Raw genomic sequence first — 20,235 nt, 5'->3', positions numbered from 1 at the left:
TAGATCAGATTTTCAACTTCACTTCGAAGCGAGGCGCGGTGTCTAAAGAACAACCCCAACCTCGTCAACCGCTCTTTTCAGTGGCGTCGCAGTGAAGTTCAGTAAGCCTAATCCGAAGATCCGTCTTACCACCCTCACCGGACTTAACCGGAAAGAACAGCCCTTCGAAAACTCAAAATCAATCAAAGCCTGAAGCTCAAACCAACCCGACTTCCCGAAGCGGAGCGCGGTGTCTAAAGCGAAACCGAAACCCCGTCAACTCCCTCTCTCACACCGCGCGCAGCCAAACTCCGAAAAGTCAAACCACCCTCAATGCCGCCACCCGAACGCGCCCCAGTCATCAAAGCCAGATCACCCAGCCCAATCACCAAAACACTACCCAAACAGCGAAAATATACCCGCCCCGACAAACCAAAGCCGCCAGGCCAAATATATCCCCAACCAAGGAAGAAGCCGCACATTAACGAAACCTCGTCGCCACCGCAAGATCTTTTTACAAGTTTGTAACAGATCCGAATGACACCGCTGTCCGCCGTGCAGAGCGATAGAGATAGACTTTTTTGTGCGTCGCGCAAGATGGGATGACAGCTCGATTACAGCTTGGTGACGCCTTTGCTGCTGAACCGTCATGAAGGTGTAAACTTTTTTCGCTCCCCAGCCGTTTAAGACTTTGGTAAGATCATAAGTGAGGGAAAGTGGGGTCCATCATGCGTAACGTCTTTCGCGGGCGATTAGACCAGGATCTTGATCGGTGGATCGAGGCCGGTTGGGTGCCTGAAGACAGCCGTAAGGCCATTTTAGACGATGCGCGCGCACGCCGGGCCAATTGGTCGGCGCGCGATGCCGGTCTTGTGCTGGGCATTGTCCTGCTGGCGATGAGTGCCTTGACCTTTGTCGCTGCCAACTGGGCTGATATGGCGCGGATCTGGAAATTTGCCCTCATCCTTATAACGCTGTTGAGTGCCTATACAGGTGCAGGTCTCGCCTTTTGGCGGGGATCACGCGGCCTCGGCCATAGCCTCGCCTTGTTAGGTGCGCTGCTCTTTGGTGCAGGCATTGCCCTGACCGCGCAGACATTTAACATGGCCGATTTCCGCAATACCGGGGTTTTGATCTGGGCCGGCATCGCCTTAGCGACGGCCATCTTCACCCCTTCGCGTCCTGTTTTGATTGCTTTCACCGTGATTAGCGGTTTCTGGTTGAGCCTGGAGATTAACTCCCCCTACGCGCCCGACCTTCTTTGGATGTATTTAGGTTTGTGGGTGATCGGCTGGGCCTCTGCCAGCGCTATGCGCTCTAAAGTCAGCCTTAACCTGCTCGCTCTGACAGGCCTCGGCTGGCTCAGCTATATGATGATGACTTTGGTGGATCTAAAACTGCTCACTCAGATCGAAAGCCTCTCTCTATTTGCGCTCATCACACTGACCCTAGCGCTCATCGCGCGCTTCTGGAGTGGGCGTGGAGTGTATGGCATGGGTTTGGCGCATGCCTGGTTCACGCTGGCGGCCGTCATTATGGGCTTTATCTTGAAGGTCAATGTGCTTGATAATGCAGGCCAGCGCGTCAATGTCGATGACACAACGCTTGGCCTGATCGACCAAATCACTTTGGGACAAAGTGCCTTTTGGCTACCCGCCTTTATCGCTTTGCTATTAGGCGCGGTTCACGTTGGCCTGGATTATGGCATTAAGCGCCTGTCCTTGTTTAACACCGCCGCTTTGGCGCTGGTCATGGCCAGCTTCATCATGGCTCCGGCCCTGTCGGAGACTTTGGCGCATGCAAACTGGGCCTTGGCGATCAGCATTGCGTTGAGCGCGCTCGTTCTCAGCCTGGCGGTTACGATGATCATATCGGGAGCCGAAGCCGATCAAAAGCTGATCGGAATTGTCGGGATTGGCCTCTTCATCGCCGAAGTCAGCTATATCTATTATGAGCTGTTCGGCGATTTATTAAACACCGCCCTCTTCTTTTTCCTGGGCGGGGCCTTAATCCTGGCGCTGGTCTTGAGCCTGCCGCTGTTACGAAAAGCCTTGGTTAAATCGTCTCCAGAGACGGAGGCCCGCTCATGATCGCCCTTATTCGCCTGATCGCCCTGGGCCTTGCGGCCTGCGCGCTGTTGGGAAGCCTGGTTTATATTCATGCCAAAGCGCGCGCAGAGGGCGATGAGATCATCCTCTCCATGGAGCCTGTGGACCCGCGCGATGTCCTGCTGGGGCATTATATTCAGATCCGCACCCCGCTCCATCAGCTCGATACCAAGAATTTCCTGGCCCCCAAGCGGGGCTGGAAAACCGGCGACACGGTCTATGTCCGCATCGCGCCAGGCCCTCAAGGGCGCTGGCAAGCCGTTGAACTTTATATGAGCCCACCCGCCCAGGCCCAAGGCCTGGTGGTGCAGGGGCAAGTGTCTTGGGTACGCCAAGACTTTGACTATGAAGAGGTCACGCCCACTGATGCAGATGCGCCTGGGGGTGAATTAGAAGCCGCCGAGCGGCCGATCCGTCGCCGCCAAATTGAAAGCAGTGGCCGCGATGTCCTCAACGTCATCTATACGATCGAGCGGTATTATGCCGATCGCGAGACGGCGCTGGCCTTAGAGGCGCTGCGCAATGAAGACCGCGTGCAACTCATCGCTTCGGTCGGTGCTGAGGGGCGGATTGTCATCAAGGGCCTCGTCATTGATGGCGAACGTCATATCGACAGCCTGTTTTAAATCGTGATCAGGGCTGGTGCGGCGGTAACTGGCGACCATACATTTTAAGCCAGAAGGGATAAAGAATCGCCCCTGCGGCGAGCCCGCCGATATGTCCTGCCCAGGCGATGGGGAAATCCATAAACAGGTCCAGACCCGCAAACACCAGATTGATTCCCAACCAGGGCAGCGCCAGGCGCATCATCCCTTCACGCCCGCCGCCAGCATAGCCTGCCGCGGCCAGCACGCCAGACACGGCTGTCGAGGCCCCGACCATCACGGTGGGTGTGTTTAAATGGGTTAGCAGGTGAAACACGCTGCCGCCCAGCGCGCAGATGAAAAAGAAGCTGAGAAAGCCAATCACCCCCATCGGACCGGGCCGAAAGGGGCGCATCGCCGCTGCGCCAAAGGCCAACAGCGCAAACGCATTCATCACGATATGCATCAACCCGCCATGCAGGAAGACATGAAGCAGATAAGGTGGCAATCCGCCCAAGGGCGCATTGGGGACCAGATCCATATATGGCCCCGTCACCACCGCACCCCAGATCCAGAACACGCCATGTAGGCTAGGGACCAACGAATCCAGTGCGAAGACCGCAATCATAAGCGCGACCAGGGCGAGGATGGTGAGCGGAATATTGTTGAAGATTGGGCCCCCTAAACGCGGACGGCGCACCCGTCGGGCCTGCCAGGGATCGCCTTCTGGGCCAGGCTTATGGCTATAAGGGCCCGTTTCATGCGGGCCGAATTCACCGGCAGGCGCATCCTCACGTGGATCTTTTTCCATACTCTACCTTCTCCCCCACCCTTGGTCTGGGCCTCAGCCTTAACCTCTGTCTGACTTTTATCAGGCCTCTTACAAATGGCATAGCGATTGCAGGTTACAAGACTGATGTGTCTTATTTTTGGATGGGACTGATACACCATGACCACGCCCACGAGCCTTCGCCTTGCCTTGACGAGCTGCGCCATAGCGTTGGTAAGCGCGAGCCCCGCCCTTGCCCAGCAAAGCGCCGCGCAATGGGGCCGTGCCTATGGCCAAGCGCCCGGCCAAGAACGCAGCGCCTATGTCAACCGTGTCGCGCGCGATGCCAATGGCAACCGGATTATCCTGAACGGTGTGATCCAAACCGGGGTTGGCGTGCAAGCCAGCGCCCAGGCCCGCGCCTCTGGCCAGGCCTATGGCGGCGTTGGGTCGGGCAGTACGCTGAATCAAAGCTCATCCCTGGCGGTTGGCAATCAATTGAATGTCAATGTTGTGGGCAATTACAACACCGTGATCGTCAATGCCAAACAGATCAATACCGGTGATGTCAGCGCCCATGCCAATACCCAGGGCGGCAACCGATAGATCACCACGGCCCGGCCCGGCATTAACCACAGTGTGTCAATTCAAAACGCTCTGAGCGTGTCTGACACACTCAAAAGTGGTTCAAGCCAGGAATGAGCAGACGGTCACTCCGTCTTTAGTGCGAATAATCTCTATGAGTACAGGCGCTTAATCCCAATCTCGCATTTGGCACAGGCTTTGCGAACAAAGGGACAAGTATGAACACGATAGGACAGGGTTTTCCATGCTCACATTGAACAAGACCGCGCGCCTGATTCTGACCGGCGCTGTTTCGGCCTTCGCTTTAAGTGCGTGCGCAACGACGAATGCCGGTTCGGACGGGCTCTATGCGCGCCCGACCGGCAACGCCCCTGTCACGACCAATCCAACGCCTTATTCTGACGCTTTGGTGTGTATGGCGAGCTATGCGCGCGCCCAAGGCCTGCAATCGCCGCGCATCGCGGTGGGCCGGATTGCCGATTATACCGGCCAATACTCACCAGAGAATGGGGCTCAAGTCACCCAGGGCGCGTCCTTGATGGCCATCTCGGCCTTTGCCAAATCTGGTGCGCGCCTGGTGGAGCGTTTTGATACCTCTGTATCAGAGCTGGAATTGCGCTATGCCAACAATCAGTTGATCGGTGATAGCGCCAATGAGGCCGGCTATCGTCAGATTTATGCGGGCTCGCTACCCGGGTCTGATTATTATCTGGTCGGCGGCATTACCGAGCTTAACACCAATATCCGCTCCAACGGGCAGGATGTATTTGCGGGTGATAGCCGCGATTCTGATCCGGCTGGTGTGTTTTCACGCCGCGTCTTCGTGATGAATGTCGGGCTGGACCTGCGCCTGGTTGACACCCAGACCCTGGAAGTCGTCGATGTGGTGTCTTACCAGAAACAAATCGTCGGCCATGAAATGTCTGCCGGCGTCTTTTCTTTCTGGAATGATGTGGTGCTGGATGTGTCTGGCGGTGGGCGCTCTTTAGAGCCGATCCAGCTGGCCGTGCGTTCGGTGATTGAGCGCGCCGTTCTGGAAATTTCTGCACAAATTTATGGCGTTAACGCCGATCAAGCCTGCCAGTTTTATGACCCGATCGGGCCATCCAATACCTCTGGCGGCGTGATGACTGAGACATCCTATACGGGATCGGAGACCCCCAATGTTCAAGCGCGGACCTCTATTGATCACGGGCATGAGCGCCGCGATGTGGCTATCAGCGGCCTCCTACGCGGCACCTATCAATAACGGGCAAAACACCCAAGAGGGCGCGGTCGGTGGCGATGTCACCTCTGAAACCGTGCTCACCCTTGATCAGGCCGATGACGGCGTCGCCCTTGCCACCGCGCAGGGCAATTCCGTTACGGGCGATTATTATGACGAAACCGCCTTTGCCAATCAGCAAAGCATGGCGGCCGACACCCGTGCGCGCGCACAAGCCAATGCCACCAATATCTATGGCGGATTGAACAGCTCCGGCGTGGCTCAGGCCAATTCCGCCTCCCTCATCCATGAGGGCGCACTGGATATGACCTCCGATCAAACGGCCAGTGGCAGCACGGTTGAGGCCATTGCGCTCTTACGTCTCGATAATGGTGATCCAGACGCTTATACTGGTGACTTGACCACCGTAGCCCAAGGCACAGCCAATGCGCTGGAGACCAATGGCTATGGCCCGCAAAGCGTCACCGCGCGCCAATCGAGCAGCGCCAGCGTGCGCGCCGAAGCCCGCAGCGATGTCAACAGTGTCAACTCACGCACGGCCAGCGCCAGTGCGGTGAGCGCGGGCAATAGTCAATCGGCCCGCACCTATGGCGGCGAAGCCCATATTGGCGTTGATCAGACCAATTCAGGGGCCATTACCAGCGTGTCTGATGTCGATCATGAAGGCGATGCGATCTGGGGGGCAACCTCCTCCGCCCAAAGTGTGGGCAATACCGCGCAAGTCCTTAATGATGATGGCGCGATCCGAATTGATGGCGCACAGATCAATACCGGCGGCGTCTCAGCCAGCGCCTCTCTAAGCGTATATGGCCATGATGAAGGCTTAGCCTTGGGCAGTTCAAATGCCGTGGGCAATACCGCCCTCGCCTCCGCCCTGGGCGGATCGGTCTATAGCGGCGTGACGCAAACCAATTCTGGAGATGTCAGCGCCACCACCTTGGTCAATGCCGGGGCCGGTAAGGGCGTGGTCGCCAGCGCTACCGCCATGGGTAATGCCCAATCGGCCTACATCTGTTCGGCCTGCGTGACGGCAAATTCTGGCACGATCAATCAGATTAATTCCGGCGCGATTTCTGCCCGCACCCAAGTCACGACCCAAGGCTATAACCCCTATGTCACGGGCAGCGCGATTGCGGTGGGCAATGCCGCCACCTTCTCCAGCCGGGATCCGGGCGGCCACTAACACACTTATTTAGACACGTTATCTCGGGGGGAAACGCTCGCAATGCCATAGGCTTGCGAGCGTTTTCGTATGTGGAAACATAAATCCTATACGTCATGGCCGATGCGCAGCATCTGGCCATCCATGGATCCCCAGACGCCTAGGGCGTCGGGGATGACGATGTTAGGGGACTAAGTTTTCTTGTCATCCCGGGCAAGCGTTAGCGCGACCCGGAATCTGTTGCGTTTCATGGCAAGCTAAATGGATCCCGGCTCTGCGCTTCGCTTGGCCGGGAACGCGTTTCTACACATTTCTCGACGCGGCCCCGGACTTGATCCGGGGTCCAAAATCGCCCCCATAGAGGTCGCAAGCGCGAATGTCCTCAAATAGCCGACAGGCGATAGGACAAATAAGAGGTGCGCGACCGCAGCGCAGCGAGGACTTTTCAAGAAATTGTCACCCCAAACTTGATTTGGGGCCCATGCCGTACGGGTTGAGCGAAATTCTGGTCGATTAGAATGTGATGCAAGTTCACGGCATGGATGCCAGATCAAGTCTGGCATGACAAATCCCTAAACTGTCATCCCGGACTTGATCCGGGATCCATGAACTTTGATGGCAAATACAATAGATCCCGGATCTCGCAAAAGCTCGTCCGGGATGACAGCTTTTCTTTGCTTCAGATGGCTTTACGTTCGGGCTATTACAAAACAACAAAAGAAAAACCCTGATCCCACGATGGGGATCAGGGCATCAGACATCAAACCTGAAAAGGTTGAGTGGTGGTTCTTTTAATTTTTAAAGGCAGAACAGGGATATCACCGATATCCGCCGACCCCGCCATCCAGCATGAGCGTCATCTGTGATGTGCGCTGCGTGTGTTCTTCGACCACTTCGGTGTAATGTTCTTCATAACGCATATAGACGAGCTTCACCCCCGGCCCCCACCGGCGAAGCAGGGAACGCTCATTACAATTGCGCCGCGCTTCTTGCGGGGCACAATAAAGATCCCCGCCGGTGCGGTGGCGAAGAGCCTCGCCCTTTTGGCACATCAAAGTCTCCCCGCCCTCATAGCGGTCTTCGCCGTCAACGCGCCAGCCGATCGTGACCTGCATCGCGGTGCCCGACATGCAGCGGAAAATCTCGCCTTCATACTCTGCGCCAACCTCTTCATCCTGATCCGGGCGCGAGGCAGGATGGGGCGAGCCTGTATCATCTAGACATACCGCGCGCACCACACGCCAGGATTCCACCCAGCGCGAGCGGCTTTCCTCAATCACCGTCATCTGTTGATCGACAAGGTTCAGCCCGCTAATTGTCGTGACATTACCCGGCCCACCGCGTGAAATGACCCCGCCCCCGGCATAGACCACGGTGCTGGCCCCGGCATTGGCCCGCGCATAAGCGTTCGCGCTGGCATTCGCGCTCACATTGACATTCACATGGGCCCCGACATTGACGCCCACATTCACGTTGGTTCCGCCCACATAGACATTTGGGGCGTGAACATTGACCGAAGGCGTGCGCAGGATCGGGCCAGAGCCATGCGTGCAACAGCCATAGACCGGGGGGGGTGGCGGTGAAACCGGTTGGGCCTCAACCGATGGCGTCATCAGGCAGGCTGTAAAACTGGCACAAACCGCTGCCAAGGCGGCAGCGTATCGTGGTGATACACGCATGAGCGGCTCCCAAAGATTTTTACGAACTCATGCAAGCCTTGGACCGTTATCCCTTAGGCGCGTGAAAAAGCCTGCGATCCCTAAAGCGAGCCCCGCGCGTCAACGATTTGGCAAGACCTTTGCACTTGCCCCGCCCAGACCGGAGCGCCTGTCTCAAGACGAGCCCGCCGGTGGGACGGATAAGGACAGGATGGGGCGGGTATGCGACACGCACATACACAGACACTCTATGCGTATTGGGATGCGCGCCGGCGCGGGGCCTCGGCCCCGACGCGTGCGGATATTGCACCGCGCGATCTGGCGAGCCTTCTGGGCAATCTTTTTATCTTGCGGCGTATGGATCCGGCACACCATGTCTTCCGTCTGGCAGGCACCAGCCTGTGCAAAATGCATCGACGAGAGTTCAAAGATCAAAACTTCCTCAGCCTGTGGCAGGATTTTGACCGCGCGCATATGACCGCCCTGTTAGAAGGGGCCTTGTCCACCCCTGCCCCCGCCACGGCCATGGCCCAGGCCATTGCGCTGGATGGGGAAAGTGTGGATGTGGAGATTTCATTGCTACCGCTACGCGGTCCTGAAGGACAGACGGACCGTATTTTAGGGCTTTATCAGCCGATGACCCGCGCGCGCCATCTCGAACGCCGCCCGATCATTCGCCATGTGCTGCGCGAACTGCATCCCGCGCGCACCCCAACCCCCAGTGTTGAATGTCATCTGCACGCGCCGCGCTATTACGACACTTTGCTGGCTGCAAATGATCACTAGCAAGGGTTAACAGCTACGCTTTTTTCATTTTCCTAGGGCAAGATAGCCACCATCATAAGGTAGCATCGATGTCCGGAATTTCTACAAACCCGCATCGCCTTGATCGGCGACAGATCAAAATCGCCGCGCGCGCCGCCCAGGAACGCCGGGGCGGACGTCGTGTGCCCTTATCTTTACCGGGCCGATTTTTAGATCCCTTGCGCGGGGAATTTCCCTGCCGCTTGGTCGATGTCTCCCCCGGCGGCGCGCGCATTCGCACAGAAAACCCGCCCTCCATGGGTGACAGGGTCATCATGTTGATCGACGGCCTGGGCCGGATCGAAGGCGATGTCGTGCGTTCGGGTAAGGCCGGATTTGCGGTGCGCTTTATCGCCTCCACCCGCAAAAAAGATAAACTGGCAGATGCCATTACCTGGCGTTTCAATATGGCACGTCTGGGATTGGACGAAGACCGGATCTCGCCACGCAAACCCGGACGCGGACGTGCCAGTATTAAGCTGTCCGATGGGGTCATGATTAAAGCCGATGTGGTCGATGTTTCGGTTACAGGTGCGGCTTTTGCATGCCTGGAACGCCCCCGCGTGGGCGAACGCGTGCAGGTCGGCGAGATGTTTGGCCGCGTAGCGCGTTGGTTAGACAATGGTTTTGCCGTTGCCTTTGATCCGCCCACTGAGCGTCAGAGCTAGACCTCTCTAAAATTTGATTGATAAAGTGTCAGTGAAAGCGCTTAAACTTTCACAATTCCCAGCCATATAATAGGTCTGGCCCAAAACTTGCCCCATCTATGTCTGATAGTCGTGGGCAATCAGGGCCCCCAAGGGTCGGGAGAATAAAGAATTATGCCGCGTGATGACGGAATTACAATGACTTGGTTTGTGAAGGTGGATGGGCGCGTCTATGGCCCCTACACCCCTGCGCAAATGCGCGCCTTTGTCGGTGAAGGCCGGGTGGCCTCGCATTCCGAGGTCTCAGAGACCCGCGATCAGGGCTGGCGCAAGGCCGGTGAGATTAACCAGTTCAACCTGTGGATGGATGAAATGCGCCGCGAGCCCAGCGAGCGCACCCAGCCCCAGGTCAAAACCCAAACCGCAAACTTCGTGGTGATTGCCCAACTGGAAGCCGACAATGTGGCAAGCTTTAGCCAGACCTTGCGCAATTATGGTGAGATCGAAACCATTGGCGCTGGCGTTTGGTTGCTACGCGGGGCCACAACCGCGGCGATCCTACGTAATGAGCTGAGCCATGTGCTGGAGCGTGAAGAAAACCTCTTGGTCGTCGATGCCTCACGCGATCGCGCCGCCTGGTTCAATCTGGGTCAAGACAGCGATCAACGCATCCGCGCCCTTTGGACGCGCAGCTAAAATAATGCCCGCCCACGGCGTTTGATCAAAGGCGTGAGCGCGGCTCACGCCTTTTCTTTTGGCTTATACGATAGGCTTCAAGCCCTTGGCAAAACGCGCGCCATTATCGGCGTAATGATCAGCAGACGCTTTGAACATGACCGCAGCGCCTTCATCGAGGGTTTTGACAATCTTGCCCGGTGCCCCCATGACCAGAGAATTATCCGGGATTTCCTTACCTTCAGTAATCAAGGCATGCGCCCCGATCAGGCAGTTTTTCCCGATCTTGGCCCCATTCATCACAGTGGCCCCAATACCGATCAGCGAATAATCGCCAATCTCACACCCATGCAACATCGCCTGATGGCCGACGGTAATGCCCCGGCCCAAAGTCAGCTTGATCCCGGCATCGGTGTGCAGCACCGCACCATCTTGAATATTGGTGTCCTCACCAATGGTGATCAGATCCATATCCCCGCGCACGACCGCATTGAACCAAACGCTAGATCGCGCCTTCATGATCACCTGGCCGATCACACTGGCCGTGGGGGCAATCCAGACCCCATCCGAATCAATTTGGGGCACATAGTCATCGAGGGCATAGACAGTCATTAACATTTCCTCCCCAACAGGGTCTTTATATTTTTGAGCTTTTTATCAGTTCTCGTCGACAAGGCTTTATCAATCATCCTACACTCATAATGCACTGGCGATTCGAGGTGTAAACAGAATCTCGCGATTCGACCTTGATCGCTTTAACTTTGGATCGGAGGAATTGGGCCTTGCCTATCAGATTGGTCCCCGTACCCAGATATGCCGGCCATACGCCGCCCCCATCACCATCCGATGCTGAAGTTGCCTTCTCTTTCTGCCGCAGTGTTTCACCCCTCGCCATTTGGCCAGGGGCTTTTTAATGTCTGGAGGTCCCACCATGGGCAAACGCACAGTGAAACGACGCCAAGGCCAGTTCAATCAGGATCACTATGAGGAAGATAAGGTCCGCGCCCTCTTCCCCGGATCATCCTGGACGCCCGATGATCGTGAACCCTTGCGGGACCAAAGCTATCAAAAAAATGTCAAGGCGCGCTCTGCCGGTCAGGAAAAACTGATCCGCGCCATTGATGACCATAATCTGGTGCTGGCGCTGGGCCCTGCGGGAACCGGGAAAACCTTCCTGGCCGTTGCTAAAGGCGTTGAAGCGCTCGAAGCCGGTGAAGTGGGCCGCATCGTCCTGTCCCGCCCCGCGGTTGAAGCGGGCGAATCCATCGGCTTCCTGCCCGGTGCCATGGAAGAAAAGCTCGCGCCCTATCTGCGCCCGCTTTACGACGTGCTTTCTGATCGGCTTTCGCCCAAGCGCCTGCGCGCCATGATGGCTGAAGGCCTGATTGAGATTGCCCCCATCGGCTATATGCGCGGACGGACCCTGAATAATGCCTATGTGGTCGTCGATGAGGCGCAAAACTGCACTTATATGCAACTGAAAATGCTGCTGACCCGTCTGGGGTGGAATTCCACCATGGTCATCACCGGTGATCCGGCCCAAACCGACCTTCTGCCTGAGCTGTCTGGCCTGCAAGGCATTAGCGAAAAGCTCGATCAGGTGGAGGGCATCTCCGTCCAACGCCTCTCATCCCAAGACATTGTGCGTCACCCCTTGGTGGCCAGCATGTTGGAAGTGCTCTAATGAGGCACACCTTGTAAAGTCTACACATAAAAAAGGCGGGCCCACGGCCCGCCTTTTTTATGTGTATCCGATGTGGATGTTAAACTTCTTCCAGATCAATATCCAAAATGGTGATCTCGAATGAGTAAGAGGTTTCCCCCTCCTCAACATTTTTGGACACGACGCCCAGGCATTCCCCGCCCTTATAAATCTCGGCGCATTCATCGGGACGATTGCGCAATTGAACTTTAAGGTCATCATGAAGCTTTTTCTGCAGATACATTTCCAGCTTCACGCCTTCTTCGACGGTCATATTCTTGTTCACGGCATTGTCCTCATGATGAATGGGAATCGATTGAGCCCAAACTAGGCATGACGGGCCAAGGGTTCAATGCCCCATACCGCCTTATACTCAGTCTTAATCGTCTTGTGTGTCCAGATCCCCATCGGCGATCTGTACCTGATCCATAGTTTTGGCGGGTTGATCACACGGACCACCCACAGGTTTGGCCGGAACGCCGGCCACAGTGCAACGGCTTTCGACCGATTTCAACACGACCGAGCCCGCCGCAACACGCGCTTCATCGCCAATATGAATATTGCCCAGAATTTTGGCCCCTGCCCCGATCATCACACCATTACCGATTTTGGGATGGCGATCACCGCCGGCCGTGCCTGTCCCGCCCAAAGTCACTTCGTGCAGGATTGAGACATCATTGCCGACAACGGCCGTTTCACCGATCACCACGGAGGTGGCGTGGTCCATCATGATCCCGCGCCCAATGCGGGCCGCCGGATGAATATCGACGCCAAAGCGTTCCGACACCCGGCTTTGAATGTGAAAGGCCAGGGCTTCACGGCCCTCATTCCACAGCCAATGGGAAATGCGATAGGCTTGAACCGCATGAAAGCCTTTATGATAGAGGAAGGGCTGCAGCAGCGAGCGGCAGGCTGGATCACGCTCATCAATCGCCAGCATATCGGCGGCGGCGGCCTCTGCGATCTCACCATCGGCCTTGATCGCTTCATTGACCACATCATGGATCAAAAGGACATCCAGCTGGGGGTCGGCCATCTTGGCGGCAATCCGGTGCGCCAACGCTTCAACAAAGCTGCCATGGCGCAAAACGGCGGCATTGATAAAGCTCGCCAGCATGGGCTCTTCTGCGGCCACCCCGGCGGCCTCTACACGCAAACGCGCCCAAACATCGCCCAAGGGCGCGACGCGCTCGGTTCGGATCTCCGCTAAACTCATGGATCGACCTTTTTAAGCTTGGGGCTGGGCCAAGATCACCTGGCACAGCGCCTCGGGCAAATCGCCTCTTCTGGCCATGTAGTCCACCTTGGCTAACATAACCAGAGTAAAGGCATCACGAATATCACCCATCATGGCCATTTTTAGCGCTGTTTGGAATGGCACTCTTTGAATTGTGATATCTTCTGTGCCTTCGGGCTCGGCCTCACCCTGGGTCAGGCCCCAGGCCAAGAAGGCATGGGCACACTCATCTGTGATGGAATTTGAGAGATCGAGGCCCAAAATCTCTTGCCAATGATCCGCGCTTAGACCGGTTTCCTCTTTCAGCTCCCGTTTTGCACTGGCCAGCGGAATATCGCCTTTCGGCCCGCCCCCTTCAGGTAGCTCCCAGCTATAGGCATCCAGCGCAAAGCGATATTGCCCGACCAGCATCACATCGCCATTGTCAAACAACGGCACAATACCGATGGCAAGATTTTTCGGGCTCATCACACCATAACTACTAGGACTACCATCTGGACAGGTCACTTGATAATCGGTGACCGTCATCCAAGGCGTGTCATAAGCGATCTTTTCCCCGTGAATAATCCAGGGGCCGCGGCGGCGCTCAGTCATGGTAAATCCTTTAACGAAATTAGCGCCGCCTTGCTGACTTATTGGGCTGCGATTGACAAGCCCTTGTCCTCATCACCGATATGGGGATCATTCGCCTCATCATAGCTTAGGCGCACGCCCTCGCTACGGATCAGCCAGACAAAAGCCGCCGGAGCCATGATCAGCGCCAGGATCGCAGATCCCGCCACCCCGCCTGCCACGGCGGCCGCGAAGGGCAGCCAGAAGCTATCGCCTTCGATGATCAAGGGCACAAAACCCCCCATGGTTGTCAAAGTCGTCGCAACAATATGGCGGGTCGCATCCATCACCGTTTCACGAATGGCGATGAAATCCCCGGCGCGGGCCTGCGCGTTGGCTTTCAACGCGGACAAGACCACAATCGAGCCATTGATGGAGAGGCCCACCAGGCCCATCGTGCCGACGATGGCGTTAAAGCCCAAAGGCATGCCAAAGAGCCACACCCCAAACATCGCCAAGCCGACGGAAAGGAAGCCGGTGATAAAGACGACGCCGGCATAGCGGAAGGAATTGAACGCCAGCACCACAGACCCGATCATCAAGATCAGCAAGGGCAGCGCGGTCGACATCAATCCGCCCATGGCATCCCCACGCTCTTCGGCTTCACCGCTGATGGAGAGGCGATAGCCCGCAGGCACTTCAACCCCAGCCGCTTCAAAGCGGGTGAAGAAATCTTGCAAGACCGGATCGGGCAAGACATAGGGGCTGAGATAGCCCAGCACCATATTCATCCGCTCACCATTATAGCGCGTGATGGAGGTGATTTTAGGCTCCAGCTCGAACTCACCCAAGGCCCCCACTGACGCGCTGGCGACCCCAGGCTGGCCCGGTAAAGGCGTCGCGATGACATCGCCAATACGCGCACGGCGGGCATCACTGGCGATAACGCGCACCGGAATATCTTCCACACCTTCTAGGATACTGCCCCCGACAACGCCATCGAGATCACTCCGGATCCGTCCGGCTACATCGGTAAGGCGCAGCCCCGCCAATTGAGCCGCCGCTTCATCAGCGGCCAGACGTGCCACGGGGATCCCGCGCTCCATCATCGCTTCGGTATAGGTTACCCCCGGCGTGGTGGCCAAAATCGCCCGGATCTCATCACCGGTTTCGACCAATTGGTCAAAGCTTGGCCCAAAAACGCGCAGCGCAATCGGAGCCACCAAGGGCGGACCTTGTTCAAACGGTAAGGTCAAGAAGACCGAATCGGGAAAGGCGCTGCGCATATCGTCCTGAAGGGTTTGCAAGATGCGCTTGGTATCGGCGTTAGAGCGGGTCTTCACCCAGCCGGTGGCATAGTTCGCACGCCCCTCATCCCCCGTTAAGACATTATAATAGGTGCGCGGGGCACTTTTCCCGATGACCCAGGCGACATGGTCCACCCCTTCGCGCGCGGCAATAAAGTCTGTGGCGCGCGCAACCTCGGCTTCAGTTTCCACAATGGAAGCCGTCGCGGGCAAGGTCAAACGCACCTGAAAGATGTCGCGGTCCGTAGCGGGGAAGAATTGCATCGGCAAGGTCTGAGCGGCCATGAAACCGGCAATCGGCAGTAACAACCCCAAAACGATCCCGAGGCTGGGGCGTTTCAAAATCCCTGACAATAAACCGCGATAGGCATTGGCCAAAGGTTTGGAGCGTAATCCATCGCGCCAAAACGGGCCCGGCGCATCTGAACGCTCATCATGGTCAAACCAGGCTGCAAAGGTGGCAATGATGGTCATTGATAAGACGAAAGACGCGGTAATGGCGAAAATCACCGACACCCCGATCATGGAGATAAACTCCCCCGCCACGCCTGGCATCAAAGCAATCGGGGCAAAGGCAAGCACGGTCGTTACGGTTGAGGCCAATAGCGGTACGAACAGGATCTTCACCGCTTTTTCCATCGCATCAACGCGGCTCATCTTACGCCGACGCAGGATGCGATAATCATCCACCACCACGATGGCGTTATCGATCAACAGACCCAGCGCGACCACCAAACCCGTCACCGACATTTGGTGAAGAGGCGAGCCATAAACATTGATCAGCAACAGCACCAACAAGATGGTCAGCGGCAAAGCCGCCCCGACCACCAGCGCCGAGCGCCAACCCATCATCAAGAATAATACGGCAAAGACAATCAACGCGGAGTTCAGCAGGTTCAGCGCCAAACCATTCAGACGCTTAGACACATAATCAGACTGCGCGACCAGAACCTCAACATTGATACCATCAACTTCATCATTAAAGGCATCGACCAAGGCTTCGGCGCGATTGGACCATTCTTCGACCTGTAATTCCGGTTGCAGATAGGCGGCCAGGAAGATCATGCGCTGATCATCATATAGCGCAACGCTAGAGGCCGGGCTGCGCACGCCTTTGGTCACCGTGGCGACATCGCCCACGCTGACAAAGCGCCCATCTGGGGTTTGTGCGATCGGAACGGCGCGCACCCTTTGCAACGAATCAAGCTCGCCCGCCACCTCAACCGACAGATCAATATGGCGTCCCGTTATGGCCCCGGCAGGCACTTTGGCATCAGAATCAGCCAGAATGTCGGCGACATCACGCGCGCTTAGGCCCAAAGCGGCCAAAGCCTCTGGATCCACTTCGACGCGGATTTCTTCTTGAGCTTCGCCAAAGATTTCCGTCTCTTCCGTGCCCGACATATTTTGCAGGCGGTCTTCCAGATCGCGCGCCAAACGGGTCATGATCGCCAGATTAGGCTCGCCCTCACTGGCCCAGCTCACCCCGATCACAATCGTGGCCGCCCCCATATATTGACGGTTAATCTTGGGCGCAGAGGCGTTGTTGGGCAGTAAAGGCCGCACACTCGTGACCTGTTCAGACAACTTGGTCCAGGTCTGCTCGACCTCACTTTCAGAGAGATCTTCGCGGAAGGCGACATTGATCACCGACACCCCCGCGCGGGTCGTTGAGATCACCTCATCCATCTCCGCCAATTCCATGATGGACGCTTCTAAGGGCTCGGTAATCAGCGCTTCGACACGCTCAGCCGAAGCCCCCGGGAAATAGGTGACAACCGTGCCAAAGCGCTCAATCAGGCTAGGGTCTTCTTGTCGGCCTAATGTCGCAAGCGAGCCCAGACCCGCCGCCACGATTAAAAACAGCGTCAATATCGTCAGACGCGGATAGCGGTAAAATAGACTGACCATGATTACCCCTCCGCCCGGCGTAGGACGACGTGCTGACCGGGGGTCACCCTTTGGGTTCCACCATGAATGATGAGGCTGCGATCATCCACCGCGCCGCGAATATAAACCCGCTCCCCCTCGGTGTGGATCACCTCAACGGTGCGTGCGCTTACAACCTGACCGGCCCCGCTGCCCTCGCCTTCTGGTGTGAGAATATAGACGGTCCATAGACCGCGCCGACCTTCAGACAGGGCACTGATCGGCACCCAGAAGCCGCGCTCGGCCAAGCTATGATTGAGGATCAGGCGCGCAACAGCGCCCGGTGCCACGTTTTGGCTGGCATCAATATCAAAAACGGCGCTGACGACGCGCGATTGCCGGTCGACAACGCCGGTCGCAGCCCTGAACCGACCTTCGATCTGGCGCCCGTCCACCTCAAAATGATAACGCTCGCCAGCCACCAGCCCTGCGGCTTCCTCTACGGGAAGGCCGACGCTGGCCTCTAGGGCCTGATGCTCGACGATCTGAACGATCGGGGCACCGGGCGAAGCGATCGCACCTTCATCCATGTGCCGGGCGGTAATCACCCCCGCGAAAGGCGCTTTCAAGTTCGCCAAATCCAGCTCGACTTGTAAAGCGGTAAGGCTTGCCTGCGCGCCGGCGATCCGTGCACGGGCTGCATCAGCCTGGGCGGAAGCTTCATCAAGACGCTGGGCAGAGATATGGCCTTGCTCGACCAGCTGACGCTGACGCTCCAGCGTGACTTGCGCCAATTGCCCTTGGGCGCGCGCTTCACGCGCCTGGGCCTCAGCGGCGGCAATTTGCGCGGTAAGGGCGCGGATATCGAGAATGGCAAGAACCTGACCGTGCGCCACCTCATCCCCCACATCCACCAGGATCTGGTCAACCCGGCCCCCCCGCTCAAACCCAAGGGCGCTTTCACGCTTGGCCTGAATGAGGGCGGGGAAGCGCTCCTCAATCTCAGCCGTGTTTATATAATTGATTTCGAAAGCATCCACGGGGATGGGAGAGGCGCTGGTTTCACCCTGACGGGCCTCAACCGCACGAAAGGAACTCACACCAAACACGCCCAACGCGACAAGGATGGCGGCCAACGCCACCCCACTCGCCAAGCCGGGTTTAAGGGGCTTTGCGCTTTTTCCACTTGAGTCTGCACGCGTCATGGTCTGCTCCCATTTTGATCCCATGGGGGCTAGATACACCCTTGAACAGCGTTTGCAAAGTGAACAGCGTTCACATGAGCGCTATTTTCTCAGTTTTAGGACGATTTTTTGCAGCGCACCCCTAAATCCGGACTTTTAAATTATTCTTGTGAGCTCTTACAGGTCGGAGAATAGCCCTTATCCAATTCGCCAATCAGCTGGGTAGATCCTAACGAACGCATCAGCATTTCGCCTTGAAAATCGATCATTGTGTCCAGCGTCACATCTTCACACCCCGGTTTAGCCCCTGGAAAACCTGGGATTGTCACACACAACATGGTCAAACCATGCGCAGACGCCCACACGCTGCACGCGGCATAGCGTGGATCACAGTCGCGAAACCACCCGTCTTCAATGCTCTGGGTGATCTTGCCCTCCAGATAATCGGCCGCATGCATGGCGTGCTGGCCTTTTTCGAAGGCCTCTTCATCCCCACACCCATCTGCGCTGAACGCCAGACGATAGTGCGAGGGCTGCTCCAAACCTGTTTCCACATAGGCGCGTAGACAGGCAGGGCAAATCTGTGGGCCCCACTCAGGCTCGACCGCGCGCATTCGCTTCATCAAGCGGATAAAGAATTGTTCGCGAATCTCTTCGAACAGAGCTTCCTTAGATTCAAAATACTTATAGAGCGCTGCCGGTGAATAATCGATCCGCTCCGCGATCCGGCGCATAGAAATCCCGCTTTCGCCATCTTCTTCGAAAATCGCTTCCGCAGCCTGAATGATGGAGGCGCGCACTTTTTGACGGCGACGCTGCGCCGGGCTCATCTCTTCATCATCCATAATTTCAATCGCCATTCTTTTATTTTCCAATCAGGTGAACGGGCCTCACTTATTGAGACCTATTCGCAGTAAGGGCTCTTGTCGGCTTTTCTAAAGATGATGATATAGACTGAGGGTTTCCAGCCCGTCAAAGTACCATCTCGGCTTTTCGACACATCTAAAGAGGCTCTCCATGGCGGATACATCCCCCACCTTCCCCCTAAATGCCCCAGCACCGGGCGAAGCCTTGCCCACACCAAGCCCTTGTTCTGAAACCCTAACGCTGCTCTCGCGTCGACGTTCCACCCTGGCTAAAGACATGGGTGAACCTGGCCCCACCCAAGAGCAGATTGACGCCCTTTTACAAATTGCAGCGCGCACGCCCGATCATGGCAAACTTTTCCCCTGGCGCTTTGTGGTCTTCCAAGGCGAAGCGCGCTCGCGCTTTTCGATCATTTTGGAAAAAATCTTCCGCCTGCATGAAGGCCATGCCCCCCAGGAACGCTATGATTTGGAGCGCACCCGCTTTACCCGCGCGCCCTTGGTGATCGGTGTGATTTCCGATGTCACCGAGAACCATAAGGTCAATGAGTGGGAGCAGATCCTGTCCGCTGGTGCGGTTTGCCAGAATATTCTGATCGCGGCCCAGGCCATGGGCTTTGGCGCGCAATGGCTGACCGAATGGTATGCCTATGACCGGGATGTTAAAGACATTCTGGGACTTAAATCGGGCGAGCGTATCGCAGGTTTTATCTATATTGGCACCCAAACCGACGCGGCGGTTGAACGCCCGCGCCCAGCCCCGCGCGTGCAATACTGGCAAGGCTGATACAAAACGCCCCCTATCCAAGATAGGGGGCCAAACTGTTGTCTGCGTTATCCGCGTCCACGATAGGGCGGTACGCCCTGATCGGGCACCCACAGGCCTTTGGGGATTTCGCCCCATTGGCCGAAGACATCAATCGGGATCCCGCCGCGCGGATACCAATAGGCCCCGATACGCAGCCATTTGGGCTGCAACTCATCGACCAGTCGCTGGCCAATCATCATCGTGCAGGCTTCATGGAAGGCGCCATGATTGCGAAATGAGCCAAGATAGAGCTTCAAAGACTTCGATTCGACGATCCATTCGCCCGGCGCATAATCAATCATGATATGGGCAAAATCCGGCGCCCCCGTGACCGGGCAAAGGGACGTAAATTCCGGTGCGGTAAAGCGGATCAAATAATCCTGAGCCGTGGTCGGGTTTGAGACCCGCTCCAGCTCAGCGACTTCAGGGCTCTGCGGCAAAGCGCTGGAGCCGCCCAATTGGTTCAGTTTGGAATAGCGTTCATCAGTCATGGTATGGCCTTTAGCGAAATCTG

Annotated in this window: 20 protein-coding genes; 10 read left to right on the top strand and 10 right to left on the bottom strand. The window is 56.8% G+C overall.

All coding sequences use genetic code 11. The features are described from left to right. The first annotated feature begins 707 nt into the window (after positions 1–707). Together H151_RS0114305 and H151_RS0114300 are read left to right on the top strand one after the other, a co-directional pair. Positions 708–2,069 (top strand): DUF2157 domain-containing protein, encoded by a 1,362-nt coding sequence (locus H151_RS0114305; protein WP_019962354.1) that lies wholly within the window; start codon positions 708–710, stop codon positions 2,067–2,069. Next, a complete protein-coding gene (locus tag H151_RS0114300; protein ID WP_019962353.1) occupies positions 2,066–2,713 on the top strand; it encodes a GDYXXLXY domain-containing protein in 648 nt (215 codons plus the stop codon). The genes H151_RS0114305 and H151_RS0114300 overlap by 4 nt, the downstream gene beginning before the upstream one ends. Positions 2,714–2,720: 7 nt before the next feature. On the opposite strand, the gene H151_RS0114295 is transcribed toward H151_RS0114300, so the two are convergent. After that, on the bottom strand, positions 2,721–3,482 hold the full coding sequence (locus H151_RS0114295) for a rhomboid family intramembrane serine protease (protein ID WP_019962352.1): 762 nt from the start codon (positions 3,480–3,482) through the stop codon (positions 2,721–2,723). Positions 3,483–3,620: 138 nt separating this feature from the next. On the opposite strand from H151_RS0114295, the gene hfaA reads away from it, so the two are divergent. From hfaA to hfaD, 3 genes are all read left to right on the top strand, one after another. After that, on the top strand, positions 3,621–4,046 hold the full coding sequence (gene hfaA / locus H151_RS0114290) for a holdfast anchoring protein HfaA (protein WP_019962351.1): 426 nt from the start codon (positions 3,621–3,623) through the stop codon (positions 4,044–4,046). A 223-nt stretch (positions 4,047–4,269) separates the two neighbouring features. Beyond that, entirely contained in the window at positions 4,270–5,274 is a 1,005-nt protein-coding gene (gene hfaB / locus H151_RS0114285; RefSeq protein WP_019962350.1) for a holdfast anchoring protein HfaB, read from the top strand. Beyond that, entirely contained in the window at positions 5,222–6,433 is a 1,212-nt protein-coding gene (gene hfaD / locus H151_RS0114280; RefSeq protein WP_019962349.1) for a holdfast anchor protein HfaD, read from the top strand. Before hfaB ends, hfaD begins: the two co-directional genes overlap by 53 nt. Before the next feature lie 797 nt (positions 6,434–7,230). Here the strand turns inward: hfaD and H151_RS0114275 are convergent. Beyond that, positions 7,231–8,091, bottom strand: a complete 861-nt coding sequence (locus tag H151_RS0114275; protein WP_083918635.1) for a hypothetical protein — start codon at positions 8,089–8,091, stop codon at positions 7,231–7,233. Positions 8,092–8,292: 201 nt separating this feature from the next. Here H151_RS0114275 and H151_RS17245 point away from each other — a divergent pair, with 201 nt between their 5' ends. The 3 genes from H151_RS17245 (at position 8,293) to H151_RS0114255 (ending at position 10,217) form a co-directional block, all read left to right on the top strand. After that, positions 8,293–8,856 (top strand): PAS domain-containing protein, encoded by a 564-nt coding sequence (locus H151_RS17245; protein ID WP_019962347.1) that lies wholly within the window; start codon positions 8,293–8,295, stop codon positions 8,854–8,856. A 68-nt stretch (positions 8,857–8,924) separates the two neighbouring features. Next, positions 8,925–9,542, top strand: a complete 618-nt coding sequence (locus tag H151_RS0114265) for a PilZ domain-containing protein (RefSeq protein WP_019962346.1) — start codon at positions 8,925–8,927, stop codon at positions 9,540–9,542. A gap of 177 nt (positions 9,543–9,719) precedes the next feature. Beyond that, on the top strand, positions 9,720–10,217 hold the full coding sequence (locus H151_RS0114255; RefSeq protein WP_019962344.1) for a DUF4339 domain-containing protein: 498 nt from the start codon (positions 9,720–9,722) through the stop codon (positions 10,215–10,217). 63 nt (positions 10,218–10,280) lie between these two features. On the opposite strand, the gene H151_RS0114250 is transcribed toward H151_RS0114255, so the two are convergent. Then, positions 10,281–10,808, bottom strand: a complete 528-nt coding sequence (locus H151_RS0114250) for a gamma carbonic anhydrase family protein (protein ID WP_026354036.1) — start codon at positions 10,806–10,808, stop codon at positions 10,281–10,283. Positions 10,809–11,127: 319 nt separating this feature from the next. On the opposite strand from H151_RS0114250, the gene H151_RS0114240 reads away from it, so the two are divergent. Beyond that, a complete protein-coding gene (locus H151_RS0114240) occupies positions 11,128–11,880 on the top strand; it encodes a PhoH family protein (protein ID WP_019962341.1) in 753 nt (250 codons plus the stop codon). A 79-nt stretch (positions 11,881–11,959) separates the two neighbouring features. Here the strand turns inward: H151_RS0114240 and H151_RS0114235 are convergent, their stop codons facing one another. The 6 genes from H151_RS0114235 to H151_RS17240 form a co-directional block, all read right to left on the bottom strand. Then, positions 11,960–12,184 carry a DUF3126 family protein gene (locus H151_RS0114235; RefSeq protein WP_156823527.1) on the bottom strand — a complete coding sequence of 75 codons (225 nt, stop codon included), beginning with the start codon at positions 12,182–12,184 and terminating at the stop codon, positions 11,960–11,962. 93 nt (positions 12,185–12,277) lie between these two features. Continuing rightward, a complete protein-coding gene (cysE, locus tag H151_RS0114230; protein WP_019962339.1) occupies positions 12,278–13,114 on the bottom strand; it encodes a serine O-acetyltransferase in 837 nt (278 codons plus the stop codon). Positions 13,115–13,126: 12 nt separating this feature from the next. Continuing rightward, positions 13,127–13,729 carry an NUDIX domain-containing protein gene (locus tag H151_RS0114225; protein WP_019962338.1) on the bottom strand — a complete coding sequence of 201 codons (603 nt, stop codon included), beginning with the start codon at positions 13,727–13,729 and terminating at the stop codon, positions 13,127–13,129. A gap of 38 nt (positions 13,730–13,767) precedes the next feature. Then, positions 13,768–16,905 carry an efflux RND transporter permease subunit gene (locus tag H151_RS16600; protein ID WP_019962337.1) on the bottom strand — a complete coding sequence of 1,046 codons (3,138 nt, stop codon included), beginning with the start codon at positions 16,903–16,905 and terminating at the stop codon, positions 13,768–13,770. Positions 16,906–16,907: 2 nt separating this feature from the next. Then, positions 16,908–18,068 (bottom strand): efflux RND transporter periplasmic adaptor subunit, encoded by a 1,161-nt coding sequence (locus H151_RS16595; protein ID WP_019962336.1) that lies wholly within the window; start codon positions 18,066–18,068, stop codon positions 16,908–16,910. 140 nt (positions 18,069–18,208) lie between these two features. Then, entirely contained in the window at positions 18,209–18,907 is a 699-nt protein-coding gene (locus H151_RS17240) for a TetR/AcrR family transcriptional regulator (RefSeq protein WP_019962335.1), read from the bottom strand. A 157-nt stretch (positions 18,908–19,064) separates the two neighbouring features. Between H151_RS17240 and H151_RS0114205 the strand changes: the two genes are divergently transcribed. Next, positions 19,065–19,700: a nitroreductase family protein gene (locus H151_RS0114205; RefSeq protein ID WP_019962334.1), complete on the top strand. Its 636-nt coding sequence runs from the start codon at positions 19,065–19,067 to the stop codon at positions 19,698–19,700. A gap of 47 nt (positions 19,701–19,747) precedes the next feature. Here H151_RS0114205 and queF read toward each other — a convergent pair whose 3' ends face one another. Continuing rightward, complete coding sequence (queF, locus tag H151_RS0114200; protein ID WP_019962333.1) at positions 19,748–20,212, bottom strand: preQ(1) synthase; 465 nt, start codon at positions 20,210–20,212, stop codon at positions 19,748–19,750. Between the last annotated feature and the right edge of the window lie 23 nt (positions 20,213–20,235).

Origin of the sequence: Woodsholea maritima DSM 17123 (assembly GCF_000382325.1) — a bacterium.
Classification (GTDB): Bacteria; Pseudomonadota; Alphaproteobacteria; order Caulobacterales; family Maricaulaceae; genus Woodsholea; species Woodsholea maritima.
This window is presented reverse-complemented; position numbering and strand designations above follow the sequence as displayed.